The sequence below is a fragment of the Bacillus sp. NEB1478 genome, assembly GCF_031582965.1.
Lineage (GTDB): Bacteria > Bacillota > Bacilli > Bacillales > Fictibacillaceae > Fictibacillus.
Genome location: NZ_CP134049.1, coordinates 1,575,590 through 1,601,551 on the forward strand (window position 1 = coordinate 1,575,590; position 25,962 = coordinate 1,601,551).

A 25,962-nucleotide genomic window follows, 5' to 3' on the forward strand; every position below is an offset into this window, starting at 1 on the left:
GGGTAATCATTTGAATCAAGTGATTGATACGAATAAGAAAGAGATCTTTAATATAAAGAAATTAAACCTATGGTATGGTGAAGATATTGCTTTAAAAGAAATTGATTTCCCTATCTATAACAATGAAATTACAGCAATCATCGGACCTTCTGGATGCGGTAAATCAACTTTTATCAAAACGTTAAATTTAATGGTTTCGATGGTTCCTTCTGTAAGAATGTCAGGCGAGATCAATTTTGATGGGAAGAATATTCTTAATAAGGTGGATTTAGTTGAACTTCGCAAAAAAGTGGGTATGGTATTTCAAAAGCCAAATCCGTTTCCGAAAACAATTTATGAAAATGTGGCATATGGACCAAGAGTTCATGGAATTAAAAAGAAATCACAAATTGATGAGATTGTAGAAAAGTCATTAAAAGATGTTTTTTTGTGGGAAGAGGTAAAAAATAGATTAGATACTAACGCAATGGGGCTATCAGGTGGACAGCAGCAGCGCTTATGTATCGCTCGTGCACTTGCAACTACACCTGACGTTCTATTAATGGACGAACCTACTTCAGCACTTGATCCAATATCTACAATTAAAATTGAAGAATTAGTCTTGGAATTAAAGAAAAAGTTTTCTATCGTAATGGTTACTCATAATATGCAGCAAGCAGCCAGAGTATCTGACAAAACAGCCTTCTTCTTAATGGGAGAACTTATTGAACATGCAGATACCGCAAAAATATTTTCTACACCGTCAGATAAAAGAACGGAAGATTATGTTACAGGTAAGTTTGGATAAATTAAGGAGTGACATAAAATGGTCGTTAGAGAAAACTTTCAATCTCAATTAAATGAGTTAAAGGGATTATTAATTGAGTTAGGCACATTAACAGAAACTGCTTTAAAAGAGAGTCTTATCGCACTAAAAACTCAAGATGTAGAAAAAGCTTTGGAAATCATTGAAAACGATGCTCGAATAAACGAATTAGAGGATGAGATTAATGATTTTGCTATTCTTCTTGTAGCAAAGCAAGCTCCTGTAGCTTCTGATCTGAGAAAAATTATTGCAGCCATAAAAATCTCTGCAGATGTTGAAAGAATGGCGGATTTTGCCGTGAATATCGCCAAATCTACCATAAGAATCGGTGAGAAAGAATTTATCAAACCGTTAGAAGAGCTTCCTAAAATGGCCGAATTAGCGATCGAAATGCTAACGAAGGCAATTAAAGCATACATTGATGAAGATGTAGCACTTGCAAAAAAACTTTCAGAAATTGATGATGAAGTTGATGAAATGTATGGGAAAATTATTCAAGAACTGCTTAGTCTTATGACAAAGCACGAAGATAGCCTGTCACAAATTACTCAGTTATTATTTGTTTGCAGATACATTGAACGTACAGCAGACCATGCTACGAATATAGGTGAAAATGTGATATACCTTGTAAAAGGAAAAAGATTTGGTTTAAACGATTAAAAAAGAGCGGACGAAATGTCCGCTCTTTTTTATGTATATTCAAATTATGAACTCGTAATTTCTTTTGCGATCTCGTCAAAACTCATCTTACTGTTTACTTGGTGAGTTTCCGCTCTAACTAAACCTTCAAGATTATGTGAACGTAAATATTTTAAGAATTCTTTGCCGTCTTTAATAATTTTTCCTTGCTGTAACAGATCGCATACCTCTCCAGTACTCATTCCTTGAGTAATCGTTAGGTTCATCTCTGTTACTTTTTCTTCTTCTTTAACCGGTTCAGTTTTGTTCGCTGAAACGGGTGCTGCGCTTTTCGTTTCTTTTAATGATGTGTACTCATCTTCTGAGATTGCTAGCTCGCCTTTTTCAGAAAGATATTGCTCTACTGTCTCTTCAGTTAATTCAGGATTATTGTTGGAGCTGTTAGTGAAATAAACTCCAGCTAATATCCCAGTAGAGATGATAATACCTGCTGAAAATCCGCGAAGGTTTTTGCTTGTCATACGTTTCCCCTCACAAATCTATTAGTTCTTATCATTGATCATCATTTCGTCTTCTAACACTTTCATTTTCTTTTTAATTTGATAGATTTCTTTCATTAATTGAATCGAAAAATTTTCCAGCTGAGTTTCAACAGAAGTTTCACGATTTTTTCTAAAGGAAAGAATCAATAGAACAATTCCAATGATTAATAATCCAACGATGGCAAACTCCATAAATACCCTCCTAATTTAAAGCTTTTCCCTTTACTTTTATATCATAGTATTTAATCTGGGTATAGTTTTTTTCGCAAAAGTACACATAAAATACTACAATTCGACTATTGTTGTGCTGAAGATATTGAAATAGAAAATGAAAAGCTGAAATAGTCGAAAATCATGTATTATTTTGTCGTATTTTCAGAATAATCAGTCGAAGCAAACGGTTTCAAAAACTTTACATAAACTGTTATCTCTTGCGGGATTTGGAAGCGTCATTTTTCGACTTTTTTGACACATTGTTTAAAAAAATAGCTGGTGTTACGATTATTAAAAATGTTGGAATAAAAATATTTCTATAGAATATTTGATGTAGATGAGGTGATTAATTTGATAGAAGAAATTGTGAAACTGAAGAATAAAGGACTCACACTTCAAGAAATTGCTGAAAAGATGGAGATGTCTTTAGGCAAGGTACAATATCGCTGGAATAAATATAGAAAGGATCTTGTACCTGAAGAAATAGCATCTATCCCCTTTATCGAAAAACACAAGGAAAAAAAGTGGGAAATGCCTTTTGAATATAAAGAAGCTAGTATCTGTTTAATGCCTATTTCGTCAAATCGTTTATACGTTTATTGGAGCTTTTCTGATGCGATTAAAAATATGGCCGAACAGCATTTCCGTTCAGAGTGGGATAGCCTTCCAAACGTGCTGAAAATATATGATGTTACAGATATCATATTTTTTGGACATAACGCACACCGTACGTTCGAAGTTGATCTCCCGCCAATGACAAACAATTGGTTTATTCACTCGCTAGAACCAGACCGAACGTATATTGTGGATGTTGGTACACGTACGTACGACGGCAGTTTCTTTACTCTTTTAAGATCTAACCCAGCAGAAACGGATCCTTCTCAAAATAGTGCACCTTTTGATGAAAAAATAGAACGATGGAAACAGCAAAATGTGAGTCAGCCTGAATGGCTAGAAAATTTTTCGACTTATTCGTACTATCAAAAAATCAAATAGGAGAGGTACAGAATGAATAACGGGTATTTTTCATTGGTTTTACACGCTCACCTTCCTTATGTAAGGCATAAAGAAGCGAATCGGTTAGAGGAAAGATGGGTATATGAGGCAATGACAGAGACTTATATCCCGTTGCTTTGGGTTCTTGACGAACAGCCAGAATCGATATCATGGACGATATCCTTTTCCCCTCCAGTACTTGAATTACTTAGTGATTCCGTCATACAAAAAAGATATTTAGAGCACCTCGATACTACTCTTAAACTACTTCAAAAAGAAAAGAAACATACTAAAAATAAAAAAGAAGCAGAAATTATTGACTTTTATGAAAAACGCTATCGGAGAATAATGGATACGTATCAAAAAACGGATTGTCAAATACTTAAAGCATTTAAATCCTTCATGAAGGAAGGAAAGGTATCTTGCATAACCTCATCAGCTACTCATGCTTTTCTTCCCTATACAGCAACGGAACAAGCGGTGAATGCACAAATTGATGCAGGTATTAAAACGTTCGAAAAATATTTCGGGGAAAAGCCTGCTGGTTTTTGGCTGCCTGAATGTGCGTATGCACCAGGTATAGATAAACGATTAGCTGATGCAGGGATTCGTTATACATTTGTAGACGAACAAACATTATTATTGAGTAAGCCACAACCAAATAAAGGAATAGACACACCAGTTTATTCTCCGCATGGTGTGGCATTATTCCCAAGAAATCAATATATCTCAGAAACCATCTGGAACTCGTCTTTAGGTTACCCAGGTGACTATGATTACCGTGAATTTTACCGTGACGTTGCGTATGAGAGAGAGCTTGAATATATTCAAGGATTTATCCATCCAGAAGGTATTCGAATAGACACAGGACTCAAGTATTGGCGGATCACAGGAAAGACTGAAGAAAAAGAGTGGTATAACAGAAAAAGCGCAGAAGACAAAATAAATCAGCATGCTTGGGATTTTAATCATCGCCTCATGGATTATTTACATAAGCATGATCAATTTTTTCCTCCTACATTAATAACCGCACCTTTTGATGCAGAATTATTCGGACACTGGTGGTTTGAAGGTCCAGAGTTTTTAGCAAAAACAATGGAAGTTGCACTAGAAAATAACGTCAATTGGATTACACCTCAAGAATTTTTACACAGACATTATCAAGACCTTGAAACGGTAAGACCTCACTTTTCGACATGGGGAAGAAATGGAACTGGAGAAGTATGGCTGAACGAAACAAATGCCTGGATGTATCGCCATCTTCATCATTGTGAAAAGAAATTGGTTGAAATTGCTGCATATCTTTCTCATGGAAGAAACTCGAACATGATCGTGGAGCGTTATGCAGACCAAATGGTAAGAGAGTGGATGCTGGCTGCGAGTTCGGATTGGGCATTTATCGTGGATCAAAATAGCGCTTCTCAATATGCAAAGAACAGATTTCAAGAGCACATTGAAAGATTCCATGCTCTATATGAGTCTATTAAAAATACTGAATATAACATGAATGAAATTATGGAATATGAAAAAGAATATCCCTTTATGAACATTCCTTTATGGTCTTATTTCACCAGTCCTCATGATCAATATGTTCAACAAAATTTTAATAAAGATAGTGAAGCTAAGAAAATTTTAATGCTGACTTGGGAATATCCTCCTATGGTTGTAGGCGGGCTATCGAGACATGTATATGATTTATCTAGAAAACTCGTTTCATTAGGTAATGAAGTTTATGTCATTACATCATTTGTTGATGGATATCCAGAATATGAAGTTAACAACGGTGTGCACGTCTATAGAGTTTTAGGAAAACAGCCAAATTTTGAGTCTTTCTTTCATTGGGCCGGCAGCTTAAACATGGCAATGGCCGATCAAGCATTGGAAGTATTCAAAAAAGTTGAATTTGATTGTATTCATGCGCACGATTGGCTTGTATCGGTTGCTGCACTTGCGTTAAAAAAAGCATTAAACATTCCTTTAATATCAACGATTCATGCTACAGAACATGGCAGGAACAACGGAATCACTTCTCCTCTTCAATATGAGATCAATCAAAAAGAATGGGAGCTGATGGAGTGCTCTGATAAACTGATCGTCTGCAGTAAATATATGAAACATGAACTTACAGACGTGTTCAGGATACCTGAAGAGAAAATAAGCATCTTACCTAACGGGATTGACCCAGATTTGCTTGAAATTAACCAAAAAAACCAGGAAGATCATGAATTTGGAAATAAGGAAGGGCTGCTTATTTTTTCGGTTGGCAGACTAGTAAAAGAAAAAGGCTTCCAGACAATAGTTCAAGCCGCAGAACTTTTAAAACAAAAAGGAGTAGCAGTAAAATTTGTAATTGCAGGTAAGGGTCCATTACATGATGAGCTGGCTGAATTGATAAAAGTCAAACAAGTAGATAATTATGTTGAGCTAGCAGGCTTTGTTAGTGACGAAGAAAGAAACAAGTGGCTGAATAAAGCGGATGCTGCTCTATTCCCAAGTCATTACGAGCCCTTTGGAATTGTTGCTCTAGAGGGAATGGCATCGGGAAAATTAACAATCGTCTCAGATACAGGCGGTTTAAAAGAAATTATTGATCACGAAAAAACAGGATTAAAAGTGTACCCGGATGATGCTCAAAGTATTGTGTGGGCGGTTGAATATATACTGTCTAATCCTGAACAGTGCAAACAAATGGCTGAATTAGGAGAAAAAACAGCAAGAACAATTTTTAACTGGGATTCCATTGCAGAAAGAACTGCTTATTTATACGAACAAATCCACAACGAGAATGAAATATTAGGAGGAGTGCTGTAATGAAAGGTGTAATCATGGCGGGTGGTAAAGGAACCCGATTAAGACCACTTACTTGTAACATGCCAAAACCAATGGTTCCGATGCTTCATAAACCAGTAATGGAATATGGTATTGAGCTCTTGAAAAAGTTTGGAATTACAGACATTGCGGTTACTGTCCATTACCTTCCGGATACGATAAAAAATTATTTTGGAGACGGAAGCAGCTTTGGAGTGAATTTACACTATTTTGTTGAAACAACGCCTCTTGGAACGGCTGGATCGATAAAAAATGCAGAAGATTTTCTTGATAAACGATTTATGGTAATCAGCGGGGACGGATTAACAGATTTTAATTTAGAAAAAGGCATCCGTTTTCATGAAGAGAAGAACTCTTTAGCAACTATTTTTATGAAGCAAGTTGAATCGCCATTAGAATATGGTGTTATCATGACAAACCAAGATGGGAAAATTATCAGATTTCTTGAAAAACCAAGCTGGAATGAAGTCTTCAGCGATACGGTCAATACAGGAATATACATTTTAGAGCCTGAAATCTTTTCTTACATTGAAAAAGATATACCATTTGATTTCAGTAAAGATTTATTTCCCATTTTAATGAAAGAAAATAGAAACCTATATGGCTATCAAGCAGAGGGGTATTGGTCAGATATCGGAAATCTGCAGCAATATCGCCAATCACATTATGACATGTTAAATGGGCTTGTTAACCTTCCTATTCAAGGGAAAGAACAAAACCCGGGAATTTGGGTGGGGGAAAATGTAACAATTGAAGAGGGTGTAACGATTGAAGGGCCTGTGAGTTTTGCAGACGGATCTGTTATCCGAAAAGGAGCTCACGTCGGAAAGCTTTCAGTTGTAGGAAAGAACAGTGTAATATCAGCAGGCAGTTCATTGAAAAAGTCAGTATTATGGAATGATGTTTTCGTCGGGACACATTGTGAGCTTAGAGGAGCTACAATTGCTAATGGAACGAAAATAGAAAAAGATGTCTCTGTATTTGAACATGCAGTAGTCGGTGATCATTGTACAATTGGCAAGAAAGCAACTTTAAAGCCAGACGTGAAAATTTGGCCTGAAAAAGAAATTTATGAAGAAGCACTTGTACATACCTCAATTGTATGGGGTAAAAAAGCGACAAAATCCTTATTTGGAAGCAGGGGTGTTTCAGGAATTGCGAATGTAGAAATTACACCTGATTACATCGCAAGACTTGCCTCAGCGTATGGAGCTGTTCTTCCATATGGGTCTAAAATCCTCATCGCGAGTGATTCACACGATTTTTCAGTTATGATTAAGCAATCATTTATACAAGGTCTTCATTCATCAGGTGTTCATACACTCGATATAAGTCCAACCGTTGCACCCGTTGTAAGATTTTCAATTGAAGATGAAATATTGCAAGGTGGCGTATATGTTAGATTCTCAAATTACACAGGTGAAAAAGAATTAATGATCGAATTCTATGATAATAAAGGGCTGCCGATTCATTCAGACCTAGAACGAAAAATTGAAAATGCCTACTGGCAGGAAGATTACAGGCGTGCTTCTTTTGACAGGATAGGAAAAGGGGCTGTTCAAGCGAACAAACATGAAAGTTATATTTCTGCCCTTTTAAGTGATATACAAGTGGAACGAATCCAGAAAACCAAGTTTCGTGTTGTAGTTAACTATAATCACCAACCTTATCTAAATTTCATTCCTAATCTGTATAACCAGCTCAATTGTGAGATATTAACGGCTCCATATCAAACACAGGCTGATGAAATGGCATCTTTTGTAAAGGTAACAAACGCAAATATTGGTGTTCTAATTGGGGAATCTGGCGAAACACTAAGGCTCATAACAGAATCCGGTGAAGTATTAGATGAAGAAACGATGCTTGCTCTATATGTATTTACATCATTCTTGCATGGCAAACAAAAAGAGATGGCGGTCCCTGTTTATGGTTCGTCAGCTTTAGATTCGATTGCAGAACGCCTTAACGGAAAGCTAGTGCGAACGAAAGCAAACCCCCGATCGATAATGGAAGTGGGAGAGGGAGTGTTGAACTATCAATATGATGCACAATACGCATTTGTTCACATCCTTGAAGTAATGGCGATCGAACAAATCACACTCTCTGAGCTGGTAAAGCTCCTTCCTGATGTGCACATGCTAAGAGAATATGTAACATGTCCTAAAGATAAAAAAGGACGTGTAATGCGAAAGCTGATGGAAGATATCCGGGATAATAATGTAGAGCTGCTCGATGGAATAAAAGTTTTTCATCCTGAAGGAGGCTGGACACTCATTTTACCTGACGTAGAACAGCCAATCTTTACAGTGTACTCACAAAATAAAAATCCGGAACAAGCCAAACAATCAGCTTTGCAGTATATAGAAAAAATCCAATTATATCAGCAGGTGTAAGTAATGCCGAGACATTTAGTGTTAGGAAACGGAAAGCTGTTAATTAATTTAGATCAGAATTTGCAGATAAGAGATATTTATTTCCCGTATGTGGGCCAGCAGAATCATGTTCAGGGTCATGTTAACCGTTTAGGAGCCAGTATCAATGGCTCCTTTTCTTGGCTTTCTTCGAATGAATGGGAGATCAAGCCAGGTTATCATAAGGATTCTCTTGTGACACAATCATTTGCAATTAATCACAAAGAAAGAATAACCTTGAAAATTGAAGATGCTGTTCATCAAAGAGAAGATATGTTCATGCGGCGTATTACAGTTATGAATGAATCGGATGAGAATAAGGAAATTAAACTGTTTTTTCACCAGGATCTTTCAATTTATGAAACAGAGGTAGGGGATACGGCTTACTATGATCCTGAAAGATCCGTAATTATTCACTACAAGAAAAATCGGTATTTTCTCTTTCATGGAATGTTTGATGGTAATGGAATGAATCAATATACAACAGGTGTAAAGCGATTCTTAAGTGCAGAAGGAACCTGGAAAGATGCTGAAGATGGGTACCTTCATGTAAATCCGATTGCTCAAGGGTCTGTAGACAGTACGTTTTCTGTTAAAGGAATCGTTCCTCCAAATCAGAGTAAAAATGTGTTCTATTCTTTAACGGTAGGAAGAAATCGGGATGAGGTTTTTTCACTATTTGATTATTTAATGGAAATCGGACCGTCTTTAACACTTGATAAAATCGATGTGTACTGGCGCAGATGGGTTAATAAAACAACGCTTAACTCTTGTGATCTTTCTGCAGAATTGATGGATTTATATAATAGAAGTTTATTGATCATCCGCACACAAACGAATGAAAATGGATATATCATAGCAGCAAATGATTCTGATATCCAGCAGTATAATCGGGACCATTACAGCTACATGTGGCCGAGAGACGGGGCATTAATCGCGGTGTCTGCTGCAAAAGCTGGATATCATGGTATGGTAAAAAACTTTTATAGACGCTGTGCTGATGTCTTAACAAAAGAAGGGTACCTTCATCATAAATATAATCCTGATGGATCGATTGGTTCGTCATGGCATCCTTTGTTAAATAAAGAAGGGGAAAGCCAGCTGCCTATTCAAGAAGACGAGACAGCCCTAGTATTATGGGCGTTTTGGGAACATTATAATGAAACGGGTGACATTGAGTTTGCTCAATCTTTATACCGTTCTTTAGTTAGACCTAGTGCACGGTTTTTGCTGCAATATATGCATGATGAGCTTGAACTTCCGCTTCCTTCTTACGATCTTTGGGAAGAAAGGCGCGGTATCTTCACCTTTACGGCTAGCAGTGTATACGGCGGATTGATGGCAGCTTCTAAATTTGCCACACTTTTTGGCGAAGATGATCGTGCAGAACGCTACAAAAAAGGTGCTGAGAAAGTTAAGTCGGGTATGGAGAAACATCTGTATGATGAGGATTCCGGGAGATTTCTCAGGGGAATTTATCTGTTGGATAATAACGCATATAAAAAGGATTTTACAATGGAGTCCAGCATGTATGCCTTGTTTGCTTTTGGTGTATTTTCGGCAGAGGATGTTCGAGTTGTACGAACTATGCAAGCGATGGAAAAAGAATTAAGCATTAAAACGAACGTTGGAGGGTTTGCAAGATATACAAACGACTATTACTTTCAGCAGACACATGAGATAGAGAAGGCACCGGGTAATCCTTGGCTGATATGTACGCTATGGCTTGCTAAGTGGTACATTCAATGTGCAAAATCCAAAGAAGATCTGAAAGCTCCGCGTCAAATATTGGATTGGGTACAGAAACACAGTTATTCTACCGGTGTCTTATCGGAACAGCTCCATCCATTCACTGGAGAAGCACTGTCGGTTGCGCCATTAACATGGTCTCATGCTACTTTTGTAGACGTAGTAAATGAATACACAACTGTTTATGAGAAACTTTCATAAATCTCTCTTGCTCGTTACATTAGAATTTGTTATCATGTTAAAGTATGGTTTATTAGATGGAAAATGACTGTTAGTAACCATGAAAATGTACTTTGGTAAAGATTTGGAGGGAAACAACAATGCGTGTAAATATTACTTTAGCTTGTACTGAAACTGGTGATCGTAATTACATCACTACAAAAAACAAGCGTACAAATCCAGACCGTTTAGAGCTTAAAAAATACAGCCCACGTTTAAAGAAATACACAGTTCACCGTGAAACTAAGTAATTTCACTTAAAGACGCCTGCTCCCATGACATCATGTGGAATCAGGCGTTTTTTATTTACATATTAGTCTAGATTATTAGTCTAGAAATAAATATATGGCTGTTTTTTAAAAGTTTATTGTTTTTTTTATAAGTAGAAGCGTTTATGAAAAAGTTGATTGGAGCGGAATTGACGAGACTCCTCGAAAATGAACTTCACATTTTTCTTCGTCCGATGTAACGCTGTCGAAGCCTTCCTTGTCCTGTGTGAGTACATACCAGCCACCTGAGTGTTCGTCTCTCAAGGCAAAAGTCCAGGGAGCTCGGTTCGCTGTTGTTTTTCTTGTAGGCGCTTGATCAGCACTTCATATATCCTCCACGGTGCTCACCTTACCATCTTGGAAAGCGAGCATTCTGTAACCGAAATCAACCCCTTTCAAGAGCTTCAAAGATTGCGAAAGCAGCTAAAATAAATGACCTGCTAAAGTAGACTCTTAGGCTTTTATAGGAGAATATGAAATAATAAGATAAATGTATGAAAAAAATGAGGTGTTTACATATGACAAAATCGGAATGGCGAAAAAAGATAAAACAATTGTTAGTTTCCATTGAAGAAAACGAGAGGAAAGAAAGAAGTATTAAAATCTCGAAGCTTCTTTTACAAACATTACAATGGAAAAAGAGCAAATGTATTGGGATAACAATTTCGAGGAATTTTGAACTTGATACATCCATGATTATCGAAATGGCATGGAAAGAAGGAAAAACAATATGTGTGCCTAAATGTTATAAAGAGAACCGTAAGATGGAATTTAGAGAACTGCATTCTTTCGAAGATCTTGAAAATGTGTATATGGATTTATATGAACCAAAAGTTGACAAGACGGAAGTGATTCAGCCTGAACGTATTGACTTGTTAGTTGTTCCTGGATTAGTATTTGATCGGTCGGGCTATCGAATTGGATATGGCGGAGGATATTATGACCGGTATCTTGCAAATTTTAATGGAAATACTGTATCCCTTGCCTTTATTGATCAAATTAGCGAAAATCTGCCTCATGAAAAATTTGATATTCCTGTTGAACAGATTATCTCTGAAACAGGGTTGCAGATTTAGATGGATAGTTTCTTTATCGCGGGAATTGTTTTAATATGTATCTTATCCGTTTATTACGGATTTTTAACATTGAAAGGAAGTATTACAGCTTTTTTTACAGGATTATTTATTTATATATCTTTTGGGTGGGAAGGTCTTATTATTCTTGGGACCTTTTTTCTTACGTCTTCATTATTAACAAAATGGAAAAAAGAAAAGAAACGGGATAAAAGAGCAAGTGAAGAAGAAAGGAAAGGGAGAACTTCTGGACAAGTGTTAGCAAATGGCGGAGTGGCTTTAATGGCTGCTATTTTTCATTTGTTTTTTGAAAACTCTTTTTGGCTTGTTGTTTTCGTTTGCTCTTTTGCAGCTGCAATGTCAGATACCTGGGCTTCTGAAATTGGTATTTTATCAAAAAGGCAACCCTTCCATATTAAAAAATGGAGAAAAGTTGAAAACGGTTTATCTGGTGCAGTTTCATGGCTTGGAACTATTGCGTCTATTGCCGGAGCAGCTATAATCGGTATTTGTTTCTATTTTTTGTATCCAATAGCATCTTTTGCTATCGTGATTCTTATTATGTTTGCAGGTTTTATGGGTAATCTAACAGATACATTTTTAGGAGCGTGGTTTGAGCAAAGTTTTTATTGCTCTGTATGTAAAACACAAACTGAAGCTGCTTTTCATTGTGAAACAAAAACTTTAAAGGTTTTTGGATATTCCTGGTTTACTAATAATGTTGTGAATTTCCTTTCTACTTTAATTGGCGGGTGTATAGGGGGAGGGATATATTTATGTCTGAACAGCTAATTACAGCAGGCATAGTTTTAGCAGGCGGTGCATCTAGACGTTTTGGAAGTCCAAAAGCACTTGCACAATTACATGGTAAACCATTTATTGCTGTATCAATAGAAATGCTGTCTGCAGTTACTGATTCTGTTATTGTCATCACACGCGAAGAATTGATCCAGGACATCAAACATATTGATTCTAGTTCAGTTAAAGAAGCATTGATTATTACGGACGTTGACAGATTTAAAGAAAAAGGACCGTTAGCAGGAATATACAGTGCGATGATAAGAAAAAAAGCAGATTTTTATCTTGTTGTCCCATGTGATATGCCACTTATGGTAAGTGATATGTATCAAAAATGGCTTGAATTTGCTATTTCACATGAATATGATTGCGTAATTCCAGTTGTTAATGGAAAGGTATATCCCTTGAATGGTATTTACAAACATACGTGTTTACGAGAAATATTTTTATCTTTAAGCTCTAAATCTTACAAAGTAATGGAAGTTCTTGATCGTGTTAACACATTCTATATGGAAGTGGAAAAGAAAGATGAAAAATTCTTCATTAATGTAAATACAAAAAAACAGCTAAATCTTTTATAACAGATTGGTACACGAATAAAAATACCTCCTTGATGAGAAAGTAAGAGGAAGGAGGTTTTTATTATGAAAGGATTCATTGTTAAAGGATTTTTAATATTTCTAGCATTAATGCTAGGTTACCGAATGCGATATCGACTAATAAATATGGTACTTGGTCAATCTTTCCTTAGACGCTTTCTAATTGGAAGCGCTATGTCATTTCCCGGGATGCGTTCAAAAATGATGGATGAATTGATTTAATATGCGTCCTGTGAATAATTGTGCTTTCTTTTTTGACTTAGATAATACATTATTCAATTATGAAGCCTCCTTTAAGAAGGCTTCTTTATTTGCTTTTAATTCTATTTTTGTTCCTCAATTGAATCAATTAGTTGATCTGGAAAAATGGTTTCGATCATATAAAGGGTTTTGTGACTTGTACTGGTCTTCATATGAAACCAATAAAATAACCAAGGAAGAATATCGCAGAAATCGCCTTATTGCTTCATTCATTGCATTGAATCTGCCTATTTCATTTAAAGAAGATGCGCTTTTACGGTATCAATCACTAGTCGAAGAGAGTATTCCTGCTTTTGTTGAACCATATCCCTGGATCGGGAAAATATGGAATAGGCTAAACGAGTCTTGCAGTCATGTTGGTGTGATATCTAATGGCGGCTCAAAATTGCAAAGAGAAAAACTGAAAAAATTACGTCTGAATCTTTCAACTGCAACTATTTATATTTCATCAGAAATTTCGCTTGCTAAGCCGAGTGCAGAGGTTTTCACCTATGCAGCCAGCAAATGTTCAGCAAAGAATTATTACTATTGTGGTGATTCGTACGAATTTGATATACTTCCAGCCGTTCAAGCAGGTTGGACGGGAATTTGGTGGAACCCTGAAAAAAGGAAAGGGCATATAATGGATAAAAATATACAAATATGTCATACTTCCGAAAATCTATGGAACACTTTTATGAAATATATTGAATAAGTTGAATATTTTCTTTAGCAGCAGTTTGAAAAAGTACAAATAAGTGGGTTTTATCTTTACTGATTAATATATAAGGCATACTGCTGCCTATTGGACTTACTTTTTGGCCAGACTTCGTAGTGATATTTACAAAATAATTTTTGTAAAGACCTTCCCATAGCTTACCTATAATCTCCTGGCTTTTAGCGGGAGAAAAACCAGTGAGCGGTTTTTTATTATAATTTGTTAATGACTCGAGTGATATAATTTCATATTTATTTTTGTCAATTTGAAAATGATTTGTGGACTCATTTAACGATCTTTGAAGAAATTGATTCGTTTGCTGATCTAGTTGATTTTTTGATTGTCTTTCTTTTGCATTTTTAGGGTTTTTAAAGCCAGTATAAGTTCCGTTTGGAAGAATTGTATAAATATAATCGTTCGTCATTTCTTGCATAGAACGATATTTTTCTTCATTAATATGAATTTCACCTTGATGATAAGAAACAGCTTCCCAAAGCCCGGGTGACTTTCCTTCTAATTCTTTTTCTACATGAATCTCATTGGCAGTAGTTTTCCATTCTGTCATTTTGTTATTAAATACTCCATTTTGAAAAACCATGGAAATGTCTTGCCGCAAATAAACTTTCTCTGATGATTTGGACTCGGCTATCCAATCTAAAACGTAATTTGCAGGTGTTCCTTTTTTAAATGTTAGTGTTGTAGATGTGTCAGCAAAAGTAAAGGTGCTGTCTAAAGGAAAAAAAGTAATGCTTTCTCTCGCTTCTTTTTTAATAAACGGCTGGTAGATGATTCCTATTACCAGTATAATTATGAGCATGAAGATTGAAATTTTCCACTTCATTAAGGGTGCCTCCTCTAGGACAAACTTATTGTTAAAATTTTATGCTCCCAATACAGATTTAGAAGATGGAAAGTCCAAAATCCAAGTTTTAAATATTATAGATGGCGAGGCGAGTGCATTATGGAAATTCAAACAAAAGAAATAGTAGGTTATATTAAAGAGCTTGTACATATTCCGAGTCCTTCAGGGGATACAGCAGCTGCGATCAATTATATGAAGAGATTTTTTGAAGAAAACCAAATATCCTATTGTTTAACTAATAAGGGTGCTGTTATCGCCACCATAAAAGGGGAAGATGATTCTAAGCATCGCCTTCTTACCGCGCACGTTGATACATTAGGGGCAATGGTCAAGGAAATCAAGAGTGATGGACGATTAAAATTAGATCAAATCGGCGGTTATTATTGGAATACAATTGAGGGTGAGTATTGTAATATCCATACTTCGAACGGAAAAACATATTCAGGTACCGTTCTTATGCACCAAACTGCTGCACATGTCTATAAAGGAATGAATGATCTTAAACGTGATGAAAAAAACATGGAAGTGAGAGTAGATCAGTCTTTTAGATCTAAAAAAGATGCAGTGGAAGCAGGAATTTCCGTTGGAGATTTTGTATCATTTACTCCTAGATATGAAGAGACAGAGAGCGGTTTTATCAAATCCCGTCATTTGGATGATAAAGCAAGCGTAGCAATACTTATGCACTTGATTAAAGGGTTTAAGCAATCTTCTCTTTCACTGCCATTTACTACTCATTTTTTAATTAGTAATAATGAAGAAATCGGTTATGGCGGAAATTCCAACATTCCGGAAGCAACTGTTGAATATTTAGCGGTTGATATGGGTGCGATTGGGGATGGGCAGTCAACAGATGAGTTTACAGTTAGTATTTGTGCGAAAGATTCTGGCGGTCCTTATCATTTTGGATTAAGAAAGCATTTAACAGCTTTAGCTGAAAAGCATAACATTGAATACAAAGTGGATATTTATCCGTATTATGGTTCCGATGCAACGGCTGCTATCAGAGCTGGTGCAGATGTGGTTCACGGTCTGATCGGACCTGGAATTGATGCATCGCATGCATATGAGCGTACACATATAACTTCTCTTGAACAAACCGCTTCACTTATAAAAGAATACTTATTATCTCCTCTTGCATAAAATGAGAAATTAAATCCTGGTCTTTGGCTAGGGTTTATTCTTTTTTCAGGTATGAAAAAACTATAGGAAGAGAAGGATGATAGGCAGAGGAGTGATGAAAATGACATATCTGCCCAAAAAACAACCTCTTTCACCCAATTATGAAGAAAATGTTGAATATATGAAAAAACAACTCGGAGTTGATATAAGTTTTGACTGTCTGCACCTTGATTTGGAATATGCTGGTCGAAAAATGGCGATTTTTTTAATAGATGGTTTTGGAAAAGACGACATTCTTCATTATTTAATGAATTTATTAGCGGATATTGAACCATGCCAATTAGATCCTGACCCTTTAATAAAGTTAATGAAAACATATATTCCGTATGTTGAAATATCTAAATCTGATGACTTGAATCAAGGGATTGACTGGGTACTGGCTGGTCCAACCATTTTATTGGTTGAAGGTCTTACCGAATTTATTCAGATCGATGCCAGGACATATCCAGTTCGCGGACCAGAAGAACCTGATGTCGAACGAGTAGTTAGAGGTGCAAGGGACGGTTTTGTTGAAACGATTATTTTTAATACAGCTCTAACGAGAAGAAGAGTTCGTGATCGGTCTTTACGGATGGAATATTTAAGTATTGGCAGGCGCTCAAAAACGGATATATGTGTTTCCTACATTGAAGATATCGTGGATATTCATATTGTTGAGCGTATTAAGGAATCTCTAAATAAAATTGATACGGATGGATTGCCGATGGGTGAAAAAACTGTTGAAGAATTTATATGCGGCGGTCACCTGAATCCATATCCGCTCGTAAGGTACACAGAACGTCCTGATACTGCTGCGGTTCATTTGTTTGAAGGCCATGTATTAATATTCGTCGATGGATCTCCATCTGTCCTGATTACTCCGACAACATTTTGGCATCATTTACAGCATGCAGAAGAATATAGGCAGAAGCCGATTGTAGGATCATATTTAAAGTTTGTTCGTTTCTTTGCGGTATGGTTATCGATTTTTCTGCTGCCGTTATGGTATTTAATGTCTACACATCAAGAACTGCTGTCACATCGATTATCATTTATTGGACCAGTAGAAATCGGGAACATTCCATTGTTTTTACAATTTATCTTTATAGAGGTTGGTATGGATATGCTGCGCATGGCGACGATTCACACACCTACGTCCGTTTCAACTGGCCTTGGATTAGTATCCGCTATTGTAATTGGTCAAGTTGCGGTAGAAGTCGGACTGTTTGTGAATGAAGTCGTCTTATATATTGCGATAGCTGCAATTGGTACTTTTGCGACACCGACGTACGAATTGAGTCTTGCCAACCGAATGCTTCGTTTAGCGTTATTAACTGTTACGGCTTTGTTGGGAGTTCCTGGTTATGTAATCGGATTAACGCTCACTGTATTATTTTTTGTTTCATTTAAATCTTTTCACATTCCATATTTATGGCCATTTATTCCGTTTAATCCTAAAGCGATTAGGGATGTAATTCTTCGTATCCCGATGCCGTTGAAGAACAGAAGACCTATTGTCCTTCATCCAAGAGATCCTGACCGCTGAATAATGAAAACAGCTGTTTAAATGCAGCTGTGTTTTTTTTGTAGAAAATTAGTGCAAAGGCATGCAACATTGAGTCATATTTTTTGTTATAATGACACTGGTGATGATGATGATGAAGACAGTTTATGATGTACAGCAGCTTCTAAAAAGATTCGGGACGATCATCTATACAGGTAATCCACTTGGAGACCTAGAATTAATTCAAGATGAGGTTAGAGAACTGTACAATCAAAGAATGATAGATGTAAACGATTTCAAACAAGCTATTATAATTATTCGTGCTGCAGTAAACAAATTACAATAAACCAAAAAGGATGAAATAAAGATGGGAAAATGGTTAGTTGGCGTAGACTTAGGTGGAACTACAATCAAGATCGCTTTTATTACAATGGATGGTCATATTGTAGAAAAATGGGAGATACCTACAAATATTGAGAATGACGGAAAAAGCATCGTAAAAGATATTGCCGAATCCATAAAGAATCAATTAGAGCTGCTTTCAGAGACTAAAGAAAAGCTGGCAGCAATCGGAATGGGGGCACCTGGATTTATTGACATGAAAACCGGCTTTATTTACCATGCAGTTAATATCGGGTGGAGAGATTACCCGCTAAAAGAAGAACTTGAAAAAGAAACAGGACTTACTGTCATTATTGATAATGATGCAAATATTGCTGCTATCGGTGAAATGTGGCGCGGTGCAGGTGATGGAGAAGGAAACCTGCTTATGGTAACTCTTGGAACGGGTGTTGGCGGCGGTATCATCGTTAATGGACACATCATGCATGGAACAAATGGTATGGCAGGTGAAATTGGACACATTACTTCAATTCCCGAAGGCGGAGCATCCTGCAACTGTGGAAAAACAGGATGTATAGAGACCATCGCATCTGCAACAGGCATAGCAAGAATCGCGAAAGAAAAAGCACAAAGTGATAAGTCATCTGCTCTTTACAAAATCTTGTCAGATACTGGCGAGCTTATAGCGAAAGATGTAGCAGAAGCTGCAGAAAATGGAGATAATGCAGCCATTGAAACATTGGATGAAGTTTCATTTCATCTGGGACTTGTGATTGCAAATCTCTCCAATAGTATAAATCCCGGGAAGATAGTAATCGGAGGTGGGGTTTCCAAAGCTGGAGACATTTTAATGTCCAGACTTGAAAAACAGTTTAGACGTTTTGCTCTTCCAAGAGTTGCAGAAGGAGCAGAACTGAAAGTCGCAACCCTCGGGAATGATGCTGGTATTATTGGTGGAGCCTGGCTTGCAAAACATAATATTTAATAGCTTTTTATGTGGTAAAAAGAACTGCTTTTTCAGGCAGTTCTTTTGTTTTTTTTGAAACTTTTTTACGGGAAGTTCGTCTAATGGTTTATGAGTGCGAAAAGCAGGGTAATATTAATATAGTTTTTGTGAAAAATTTGTCAGAATCTTGAAATAGTGCTTTTAGGTATTGAATTCTTGTTCAAAACCATTTATTATACTCTTTATGTAATCCTTTGATTAAGTTTTTGTAAACATGCTTTTAACAATTAATGGTGATGGTTGAGTATATGATGGGAAATAAAAACAAGAGTTCTTTTTGATTGAGGAGGTCAGAGAACATATGAAAGAAAAAATGAAACAAGCATTTGCTGAATATAGATTTTTCTTTATAGCAATTGCATTACTTTGGATCAAAACATATATCGTTTATAAGACAGCATTTGATATGCCTATGGACAACAAAATGCAGGAATTTATCCTGTTTATCAACCCTATTAGTTCAATTGTTCTTTTCTTGGGGGTAACACTTTACTTTAAAGGGAAAGCACATAGAAGAATGATTGTTGCTATTAGTGCGATCATGAGTTTTGTTATGTATGCGAACATGGTATTTTACCGGTTTTTCACAGACTTTATTACCATTCCGGTATTATTCCAAACAAGTAACATGGGTGACTTAGGAAACAGTATATTTGAACTGATTCAGCCTACAGACATTCTTTTATTTGTAGATATTATTGTACTTGCTTATTTCATGAGACGTTATGACTACCGCCCTGCACGAGCTTCACGCAAGCAGGTCACACTCACTTTTATGGCTGCATTAGTATTATTTATCGTCAATGTAGGAATTGCTGAAACTGAGCGTCCTCAGCTTCTAACTCGTACATTTGACCGTGAGATGCTTATAAAGAACATTGGAACATATAACTACCATATTTATGATTCCATTCTTCAATCTAAAGCGAAAGCACAGCGTGCTTTTGCTGATGGCAGTGAAATTACTGACATTGAAAACTATACACGTGCAAATTATAAGGAACCGAATCCAGAGATGTTTGGTAAGGCGAAAGGCAAGAATGTATTCGTTATTTCTTTGGAGTCTACACAAAACTTTGTAATTAACGAATCAGTAAACGGTAAAGAGATTACACCATTTTTAAATGATCTTACTAAAAACAGTTACTATTTCCCTAACTTTTATCATCAGACTGGTCAAGGGAAAACATCTGATTCAGAGTTTTTAGTGGATAATTCGTTATTCCCGCTTCCAAGTGGAGCTGTATATTTCACACATTCACAAAATGAATACAATGCTGCGCCAGAATTGCTCAAAGATAAGGGTTACTATACATCCGTTATGCATGCAAATAATAAGAGCTTCTGGAATCGTGATATTATGTATCATAATTTAGGTTATGATCGATACTATTCATTAAAAGATTTTAATGTAACTCCAGAAAATTCAGTCGGTTGGGGCTTAAAAGATAAAGAATTCTTTAAGCAGACCATCCCACACCTGAAGGAACAGCCAAAACCGTTCTACACAAGATTTATTACGTTAACAAACCATTTTCCTTTCACTTTAAATGAGGAAGATGAAACGATACCTGAATGGACTTCAAATGACGGAACGGTAAATAGATATTTTACAACTGTCAATTATGAAGACGCAGCTTTAAAGGAGTTCTTTGATGAAGTTAAAAAAGCTGGATTATATGAGGATTCCATCTTCGTGATTTACGGAGACCACTATGGTATCTCAGAGAATCACAATGAAGCAATGAGTCAGTTCTTAGGAAAAGAAATTACACCATTTGAATCTACACAGCTGCAAAAAGTACCTTTCTTTATTCATATTCCTGGTGACAAAGGGAAAGTGATGGATACAGTCGGCGGACAAATTGATATCAAACCAACGATTCAACATTTGCTTGGAAATGAAACAAAAGGTGATATCGATTTAGGTACTGATTTATTCTCCAAAGATCGTGAAGATTTTGCAGTTCTTCGAGATAATTCTTATATTACTAAGAGTAATGTTTTCACTGACGGTAAGTGCTACGACAAAGCGACTGGTAAACCAGTTGATGGGAAAGCATGTAAGCCTGGTGCAGAACGCGCGAAGTCAGATCTAGATGTTTCTGACAGAATTGTGTACGGAGACCTATTAAGGTTTTACGATAAAGACAAAGCAAAACAAAATAAGTAAAATGAAAAGTGCTTAGCTTCGGCTAGGCACTTTTTTGCATATCTGCACTTCCTAAACATACATCTTTAAGAGAACGTATTTTGGGAGGGTTCAGATTGGAAATTACTATTCGTAACGGGGATTCACTTTGGTATTATTCTAGACTTTTGTCGATCCCTTTTACTTTGCTTAAGGACTCTAATCCTAAATTATTGTCCCTTGAATTAGAACCTGGAAAAAAGGTTCGTATTCCGGGGATAACGATTCAAAGATACAAAATTAAGAAAGGAGATTCTTTTTTTGCAATTGCTGAAAAGAAGGGTATACCTGTCGATGCACTATATTTGTTCAATCAATCAGTGAATCCTAAAAAAATTTTTCCGAACGACGAAATATTCATTCCAAAGTGTATGCCTTTTCCAATAATCAAGGCAAGACGTAAATACGATTTCAATGCTTTAAAGCAAGATATAGAATTGTTGATGGATCATTATCCTTTTATAAAAAAACAAACCATAGGATTTTCGGTATTAGGAAAACCAATTGAAATGATATCCATAGGGAATGGGCAAAAAAAAGTACATGTTAATGGATCGTTTCATGGTAATGAATGGATAACATCGGGTATACTTATGAATTTTATAAACGAGTATCTTCAAGCATTAACCTCAAATAGATTGCTCAATGAGATAGAGCCACTGAGTCTATATAAAGATACTACATTGTTAGCTGTTCCTATGGTTGATCCGGATGGTGTTGATCTAGCCATAAACGGACCACCTGAAAATAAAGAATACCGAGAGCTGGTATTAAAAATTAATAATGGAAATCGTGATTTCTCAGATTGGAAAGCAAATATTCGAGGAGTGGATTTAAATAATCAGTTCCCTGCAAAATGGGAAATTGAACAAAAACGTAAACCTCATAAACCCGCATCAAGAGATTATCCAGGAGAGAAACCTCTTACTGAACCTGAGGCAATCGCCATGGCTGATGCAGCTGATAGATTTGAATTTGATCGGATAATTGCACTTCATACACAGGGCAAGGAAATTTATTGGGGATTCGAAGGTGATGAACCAATGCCTGTATCTGCAGAAATTGTGGATGAATTTGAAAAAGCTAGCGGTTATAAAGCGATCCGTTATTTAGATAGTTATGCAGGATATAAAGACTGGTATATTCAAGAATATAAAAGACCGGGGTTTACAGTCGAACTTGGGATAGGTGTCAATCCTCTGCCACTCAGGCAGTTTGATCAAATATATAAGGATACACGAGGTCTCTTGCTTGCGGGGTTATATATGTAGAAGAAAAGAAAAAAGCCATCCGTTTTTAAGCCGGACGGCTTTTTAATTTTAGTGGCCAGTCGATCCACCGCTGCCGAGAAATACGTCTAATACTGTCATAACTGTAAACCAGCCAAAAACAGCAAATGTTAAGAACGCAAAGCCAGCAGCCATTAAGTTTTTAATTTTTAATGAACGTAATAATCCGAATGCAGCTAATATAGCTACTAAACCAAATATAATGGCTAATCCCATGAATAAGTGCCCCCTTGCTCTGGAGTATTCCAATCTTATGTATAACGCTTTCACTTAGGTAAACCCGAGTACTATTTTACTTGTTTTATCCAGATTTGTCGAGTGAACATTTATGATATTAAAAAATCTATTTCAACCAAATAAGAAGATGCCCACTTTTTAATCAATGGTTCATGGTGTCTTCCTAAAAGAAAAATCGTACTTTTTTCTTCATGAATTGCAATCAACTCTTCTTCAACTTGCAGTAAAAACATAGAAATCTGATGTTCATTCCCCCTTGTAATGGAGAAAGCGCAAATCATATCCAAATACAGATAACAATTTTGATTGTCCGAGAAAAACCCGTAATCTTCAAAAAGGATTGTAGTCTTTTTAGGTTGAATAAGTAATAAGGGTATCGTTTCTACACTTTCTTGTAATGATAATGGCTCACTGACAATGATTAAATCTTGTTCTTTATCAACAACTTCGATATATGAACAGTCTTCCCCTTTTTCATACCCATAATAAACAATCATGCATATCCTCCGTAATTTTAATGATTTTAGTGTAAGATAGAAAGAAATAAGTTGCAATGGAGGAACGCTTATGAAGTGGAAAAAAATAACTGTAGGGCCAGTCCAGGAAAATACATATATCATTTATAATTCAAAAAACGAAGCGGTTATCATTGATCCGGGGAGTGAGGGAAAGCGAATTATTCAAAATATAGGTTCTCTTGGATTAAAGCCATTGGCAATACTCTTAACCCATGCGCATTTTGATCATATAGGAGCAGTTGATGAAGTGAGAGAACATTATAATCTACCACTTTATATTCATAAAAGAGAGGCAGATTGGTTAGGGAACACAAAAAAAAATGGTTCTTTGTATTTCGGCCAAAGAATTACAGCGAAACAGGCGAGCCATGTATTATCAGATAATGATAAGTTATTAAAAATTGGTTCTTTTTCATTTGAAATTCTCATAACACCTGGTCATTCTCCCGGGAGTATTTCTTTTTACTTAAAAGGTGCTAACGCAGTTTTTTCCGGAGATGCACTTTTTGCAGGCAGTATAGGCAGAACAGACTTACATGGAGGAAATCAGGAAGTATTGTTGCAAAGCATTCACGATAAGCTGCTTGTATTACCAGAGGAAACGACAGTATTGTCCGGGCATGGGCCAGAAACAACTATTGGAATGGAAATGGATTCTAACCCTTTTTTAAGCGGGTTTTAAATCGTGTCACTCCAAACGATTTTTAAAGAACGGTTAGATAAAAATATGTACTTAACGATGGAAAAATATATGGAGCTCGCACTTTATCATCCTGATTTTGGGTATTATATGAACCATCAAGAGAAAATCGGAAAAAAAGGAGATTTTTATACATCCAGTTCAGTTTCTGAAGTCTTTGGTGAAGTGTGGGCAAAAGTTTTTGTAAGAAGTATTAAAGCCCATAAATTAGATCCAATTGTTGTCGAATTTGGCGGAGGAAACGGGAATTTCGCGAAACAAGTGCTGCAGACATGGAAAAGAGAAGAGTATGGTGAGTCATTATCTTATATCATTGTTGAGAAAAGTCCTTATCACCGTGAACTTTTAAAAGAGAAACTAAAGAAACTGCCCGTTACTATCATTAGCACATTGGATGATTTGATAAAGGAATTTCCATTATTCAAAGGAATTGTTTTTGCGAATGAAGTTTTAGATGCATTTCCGCTGCGAATATTTCAAAACAGAAGAGACAACTGGTTTGAGAAAACAGTATGGTTTAATCAAGCTGATAATCGTTTTAAATTTCAATATGTAAAGACGGAAACCAGTCTTTTTAAGCAATTAAATAGTATATTCAATTCCAGACCGATGCATTTTGACCTCGAAGTTTCTTTTCAAATGCTTGAGTGGCTAGAGGATGTGTATCGATGGGTGAAAGAAGATTCTTTATTGTTCTTTGTAGATTATGGATACATAAACGAACAATGGAGTATGGAAAGCTTAAAAGAAGGAAGTATAAGAGGTTACTTTCGTCATCAATTAGTAAATGACCCATTATCAAATACTGGTGAGATGGATATAACTTATCATGTCGATTGGGATCAAGTAATAAAAACAGCAAGTATGAATAATATTGAGACGATTGCGCTGCATTCACAAGGAGATTTCTTATTACAAGAAGGTTTGCTAAAATTTTTGACGAACTCTGTTCAAAGGGACCCTTTTTCTATGGAGCACAAGAGAAACAGGGCGATTCGTACTTTTCTTCTTGATCATTCACTTGCTGGCGGTTTTCAAGTTCTCCAACAAAAAAAACGGTCCGTTAACTAGCGGGTCCGTTTTTTTTGTAACCGTTATTAAAATTGCTTTTAGTGGCCTCCGCCAGCACCAGGAGTCATCATAAATGTTGACCAGTATGTAAAACCTACAAAGAAAACTGTTAAATACGCACCAAAGATATAAATATACATACGTTCAGATAAGTTCAAATAACCTAATGAAACGAACATAATGGTTTGTCCTAAGAACAATAACGCCATGTCTTGCAAATCTCCAAGATAAGCCATGACACCGATAATTCCTGTCCAAAAGCCCAACACTTTGTACATTCTTGACATATGTATCCCTCCTTTTTTAGCCAATACTTGTATCCTTTAGTATTATATATGAGATTCCACTACGTTGTAAATGACTATTGTTTACTCACCATTACTCATTTGAAAAATATTACATTATGTTAGCAGAATTGAGTTTAGTATGACTCAATTAAAGGTAATGTAAACTAAAAGGAGTGAAGTACGGATGAATTCAATAACCTTTTACACATATCCTAGCTGCACATCTTGTCGGAAGGCTAAAATGTGGCTTAAACAAAATAAAGTAACATTTGATGAGAGACACTTGTTTAAAGACACTCCATCGGTTGAAGAATTAAGAGAAATATTAAAATTAACGAAAGCCGGAACAGAAGAAATCTTAGCTAAAAGAAGCCAATCGTTTAAATCTTTAAAAGTAGATATTGATGAGCTATCAACGAACGAAATGCTTCAATTGTTGGTTGATAACCCTAAATTGTTGAAACGCCCCATCGTTACAGATGGTACAAAATTAATTGCAGGGTATAGTCCTGGTGAGATGAAGAAGCTTTGCAGGAAAAAAGAAAAAGAACACATTTCAAGTCATGTGTCCTGATGCTTTGCACTCTTAAGTTTTTAAGAGTGTTTTTTTATGGCTGGGCTAGCTGGATTCGAACCAGCGCATGACGGAGTCAAAGTCCGTTGCCTTACCGCTTGGCTATAGCCCAATGCAACA

Annotated in this window: 27 protein-coding genes and 1 tRNA gene; 21 read left to right on the forward strand and 7 right to left on the reverse strand. The window is 36.2% G+C overall.

Translation table 11 applies throughout. The features are described from left to right. Nucleotides 1-10 precede the first annotated feature (10 nt). On the forward strand, nt 11-787 hold the full coding sequence (gene pstB / locus RGB74_RS07650; RefSeq protein ID WP_310762388.1) for a phosphate ABC transporter ATP-binding protein PstB: 777 nt from the start codon (nt 11-13) through the stop codon (nt 785-787). Nucleotides 788-805: 18 nt separating this feature from the next. Further along, nucleotides 806-1,465: a phosphate signaling complex protein PhoU gene (gene phoU, locus RGB74_RS07655; protein ID WP_310762389.1), complete on the forward strand. Its 660-nt coding sequence runs from the start codon at nt 806-808 to the stop codon at nt 1,463-1,465. Between the two features lie 44 nt (nt 1,466-1,509). Here phoU and RGB74_RS07660 read toward each other — a convergent pair whose 3' ends face one another. Further along, complete coding sequence (locus RGB74_RS07660) at nt 1,510-1,965, reverse strand: hypothetical protein (RefSeq protein WP_310762390.1); 456 nt, start codon at nt 1,963-1,965, stop codon at nt 1,510-1,512. Between the two features lie 21 nt (nt 1,966-1,986). Next, nucleotides 1,987-2,178, reverse strand: coding sequence for a hypothetical protein (locus tag RGB74_RS07665; protein ID WP_310762391.1), 192 nt, complete (start codon nt 2,176-2,178; stop codon nt 1,987-1,989). A gap of 372 nt (nt 2,179-2,550) precedes the next feature. Between RGB74_RS07665 and RGB74_RS07670 the strand changes: the two genes are divergently transcribed. From RGB74_RS07670 to RGB74_RS07715, 10 genes are all read left to right on the forward strand, one after another. Beyond that, nucleotides 2,551-3,195 (forward strand): DUF4912 domain-containing protein, encoded by a 645-nt coding sequence (locus RGB74_RS07670; RefSeq protein WP_310762392.1) that lies wholly within the window; start codon nt 2,551-2,553, stop codon nt 3,193-3,195. Between the two features lie 12 nt (nt 3,196-3,207). Next, nucleotides 3,208-6,006 (forward strand): 1,4-alpha-glucan branching protein domain-containing protein, encoded by a 2,799-nt coding sequence (locus tag RGB74_RS07675; RefSeq protein WP_310762393.1) that lies wholly within the window; start codon nt 3,208-3,210, stop codon nt 6,004-6,006. Beyond that, the gene (locus RGB74_RS07680) at nt 6,006-8,417 is read left to right on the forward strand and encodes a sugar phosphate nucleotidyltransferase (protein WP_310762394.1); all 2,412 of its coding nucleotides are present in this window, start codon (nt 6,006-6,008) and stop codon (nt 8,415-8,417) included. Before RGB74_RS07675 ends, RGB74_RS07680 begins: the two co-directional genes overlap by 1 nt. 3 nt (nt 8,418-8,420) lie before the next feature. Further along, the gene (locus tag RGB74_RS07685) at nt 8,421-10,385 is read left to right on the forward strand and encodes a glycoside hydrolase family 15 protein (protein ID WP_310762395.1); all 1,965 of its coding nucleotides are present in this window, start codon (nt 8,421-8,423) and stop codon (nt 10,383-10,385) included. Nucleotides 10,386-10,504: 119 nt separating this feature from the next. Then, a complete protein-coding gene (gene rpmG, locus RGB74_RS07690; RefSeq protein WP_066242361.1) occupies nt 10,505-10,654 on the forward strand; it encodes a 50S ribosomal protein L33 in 150 nt (49 codons plus the stop codon). A gap of 536 nt (nt 10,655-11,190) precedes the next feature. Continuing rightward, nucleotides 11,191-11,748: a 5-formyltetrahydrofolate cyclo-ligase gene (locus tag RGB74_RS07695; RefSeq protein ID WP_310762397.1), complete on the forward strand. Its 558-nt coding sequence runs from the start codon at nt 11,191-11,193 to the stop codon at nt 11,746-11,748. After that, on the forward strand, nt 11,749-12,537 hold the full coding sequence (locus tag RGB74_RS07700; protein WP_310762398.1) for a DUF92 domain-containing protein: 789 nt from the start codon (nt 11,749-11,751) through the stop codon (nt 12,535-12,537). Further along, a complete protein-coding gene (locus tag RGB74_RS07705; RefSeq protein ID WP_310762399.1) occupies nt 12,522-13,124 on the forward strand; it encodes a molybdenum cofactor guanylyltransferase in 603 nt (200 codons plus the stop codon). Before RGB74_RS07700 ends, RGB74_RS07705 begins: the two co-directional genes overlap by 16 nt. Before the next feature lie 63 nt (nt 13,125-13,187). Beyond that, nucleotides 13,188-13,364 carry a hypothetical protein gene (locus RGB74_RS07710; protein ID WP_310762400.1) on the forward strand — a complete coding sequence of 59 codons (177 nt, stop codon included), beginning with the start codon at nt 13,188-13,190 and terminating at the stop codon, nt 13,362-13,364. A 1-nt stretch (nt 13,365) separates the two neighbouring features. Beyond that, the gene (locus RGB74_RS07715) at nt 13,366-14,097 is read left to right on the forward strand and encodes an HAD family hydrolase (protein WP_310762402.1); all 732 of its coding nucleotides are present in this window, start codon (nt 13,366-13,368) and stop codon (nt 14,095-14,097) included. Here the strand turns inward: RGB74_RS07715 and RGB74_RS07720 are convergent. Next, nucleotides 14,078-14,941 (reverse strand): hypothetical protein, encoded by an 864-nt coding sequence (locus RGB74_RS07720; protein WP_310762403.1) that lies wholly within the window; start codon nt 14,939-14,941, stop codon nt 14,078-14,080. The genes RGB74_RS07715 and RGB74_RS07720 overlap by 20 nt on opposite strands. A gap of 120 nt (nt 14,942-15,061) precedes the next feature. Here RGB74_RS07720 and RGB74_RS07725 point away from each other — a divergent pair, with 120 nt between their 5' ends. The 6 genes from RGB74_RS07725 to RGB74_RS07750 all read left to right on the forward strand — a co-directional run bounded on the left by RGB74_RS07725 (nt 15,062) and on the right by RGB74_RS07750 (nt 22,437). Next, a complete protein-coding gene (locus tag RGB74_RS07725; RefSeq protein ID WP_310762404.1) occupies nt 15,062-16,105 on the forward strand; it encodes a M42 family metallopeptidase in 1,044 nt (347 codons plus the stop codon). A gap of 76 nt (nt 16,106-16,181) precedes the next feature. Next, nucleotides 16,182-17,669, forward strand: coding sequence for a spore germination protein (locus RGB74_RS07730; protein WP_396136031.1), 1,488 nt, complete (start codon nt 16,182-16,184; stop codon nt 17,667-17,669). A 112-nt stretch (nt 17,670-17,781) separates the two neighbouring features. Then, entirely contained in the window at nt 17,782-17,973 is a 192-nt protein-coding gene (locus tag RGB74_RS07735; protein ID WP_396136032.1) for a YqgQ family protein, read from the forward strand. A gap of 21 nt (nt 17,974-17,994) precedes the next feature. Then, entirely contained in the window at nt 17,995-18,954 is a 960-nt protein-coding gene (locus RGB74_RS07740) for an ROK family glucokinase (RefSeq protein WP_310762406.1), read from the forward strand. Nucleotides 18,955-19,276: 322 nt separating this feature from the next. Further along, nucleotides 19,277-21,148 (forward strand): LTA synthase family protein, encoded by a 1,872-nt coding sequence (locus RGB74_RS07745; RefSeq protein ID WP_310762407.1) that lies wholly within the window; start codon nt 19,277-19,279, stop codon nt 21,146-21,148. A gap of 95 nt (nt 21,149-21,243) precedes the next feature. Next, a complete protein-coding gene (locus RGB74_RS07750; protein ID WP_310762408.1) occupies nt 21,244-22,437 on the forward strand; it encodes a M14 family metallopeptidase in 1,194 nt (397 codons plus the stop codon). Nucleotides 22,438-22,485: 48 nt separating this feature from the next. On the opposite strand, the gene RGB74_RS07755 is transcribed toward RGB74_RS07750, so the two are convergent. Both RGB74_RS07755 and RGB74_RS07760 read right to left on the reverse strand, forming a co-directional pair. Next, nucleotides 22,486-22,671: a DUF2759 domain-containing protein gene (locus tag RGB74_RS07755; RefSeq protein ID WP_310762409.1), complete on the reverse strand. Its 186-nt coding sequence runs from the start codon at nt 22,669-22,671 to the stop codon at nt 22,486-22,488. 110 nt (nt 22,672-22,781) lie between these two features. Further along, entirely contained in the window at nt 22,782-23,189 is a 408-nt protein-coding gene (locus tag RGB74_RS07760) for a hypothetical protein (RefSeq protein WP_310762410.1), read from the reverse strand. Nucleotides 23,190-23,259: 70 nt separating this feature from the next. Here RGB74_RS07760 and RGB74_RS07765 point away from each other — a divergent pair, with 70 nt between their 5' ends. Both RGB74_RS07765 and RGB74_RS07770 read left to right on the forward strand, forming a co-directional pair. Next, nucleotides 23,260-23,892: an MBL fold metallo-hydrolase gene (locus tag RGB74_RS07765; RefSeq protein WP_310762411.1), complete on the forward strand. Its 633-nt coding sequence runs from the start codon at nt 23,260-23,262 to the stop codon at nt 23,890-23,892. A 3-nt stretch (nt 23,893-23,895) separates the two neighbouring features. Beyond that, entirely contained in the window at nt 23,896-24,981 is a 1,086-nt protein-coding gene (locus RGB74_RS07770; RefSeq protein ID WP_310762412.1) for an SAM-dependent methyltransferase, read from the forward strand. Nucleotides 24,982-25,019: 38 nt separating this feature from the next. Here the strand turns inward: RGB74_RS07770 and RGB74_RS07775 are convergent, their stop codons facing one another. Further along, the gene (locus RGB74_RS07775; protein WP_310762413.1) at nt 25,020-25,268 is read right to left on the reverse strand and encodes a DUF2626 domain-containing protein; all 249 of its coding nucleotides are present in this window, start codon (nt 25,266-25,268) and stop codon (nt 25,020-25,022) included. A gap of 184 nt (nt 25,269-25,452) precedes the next feature. Between RGB74_RS07775 and RGB74_RS07780 the strand changes: the two genes are divergently transcribed. Continuing rightward, nucleotides 25,453-25,842 (forward strand): Spx/MgsR family RNA polymerase-binding regulatory protein, encoded by a 390-nt coding sequence (locus RGB74_RS07780; protein WP_310762414.1) that lies wholly within the window; start codon nt 25,453-25,455, stop codon nt 25,840-25,842. Between the two features lie 37 nt (nt 25,843-25,879). Here RGB74_RS07780 and RGB74_RS07785 read toward each other — a convergent pair. Further along, a tRNA-Gln gene (locus tag RGB74_RS07785) sits at nt 25,880-25,954 on the reverse strand. Nucleotides 25,955-25,962: the final 8 nt, after the last annotated feature.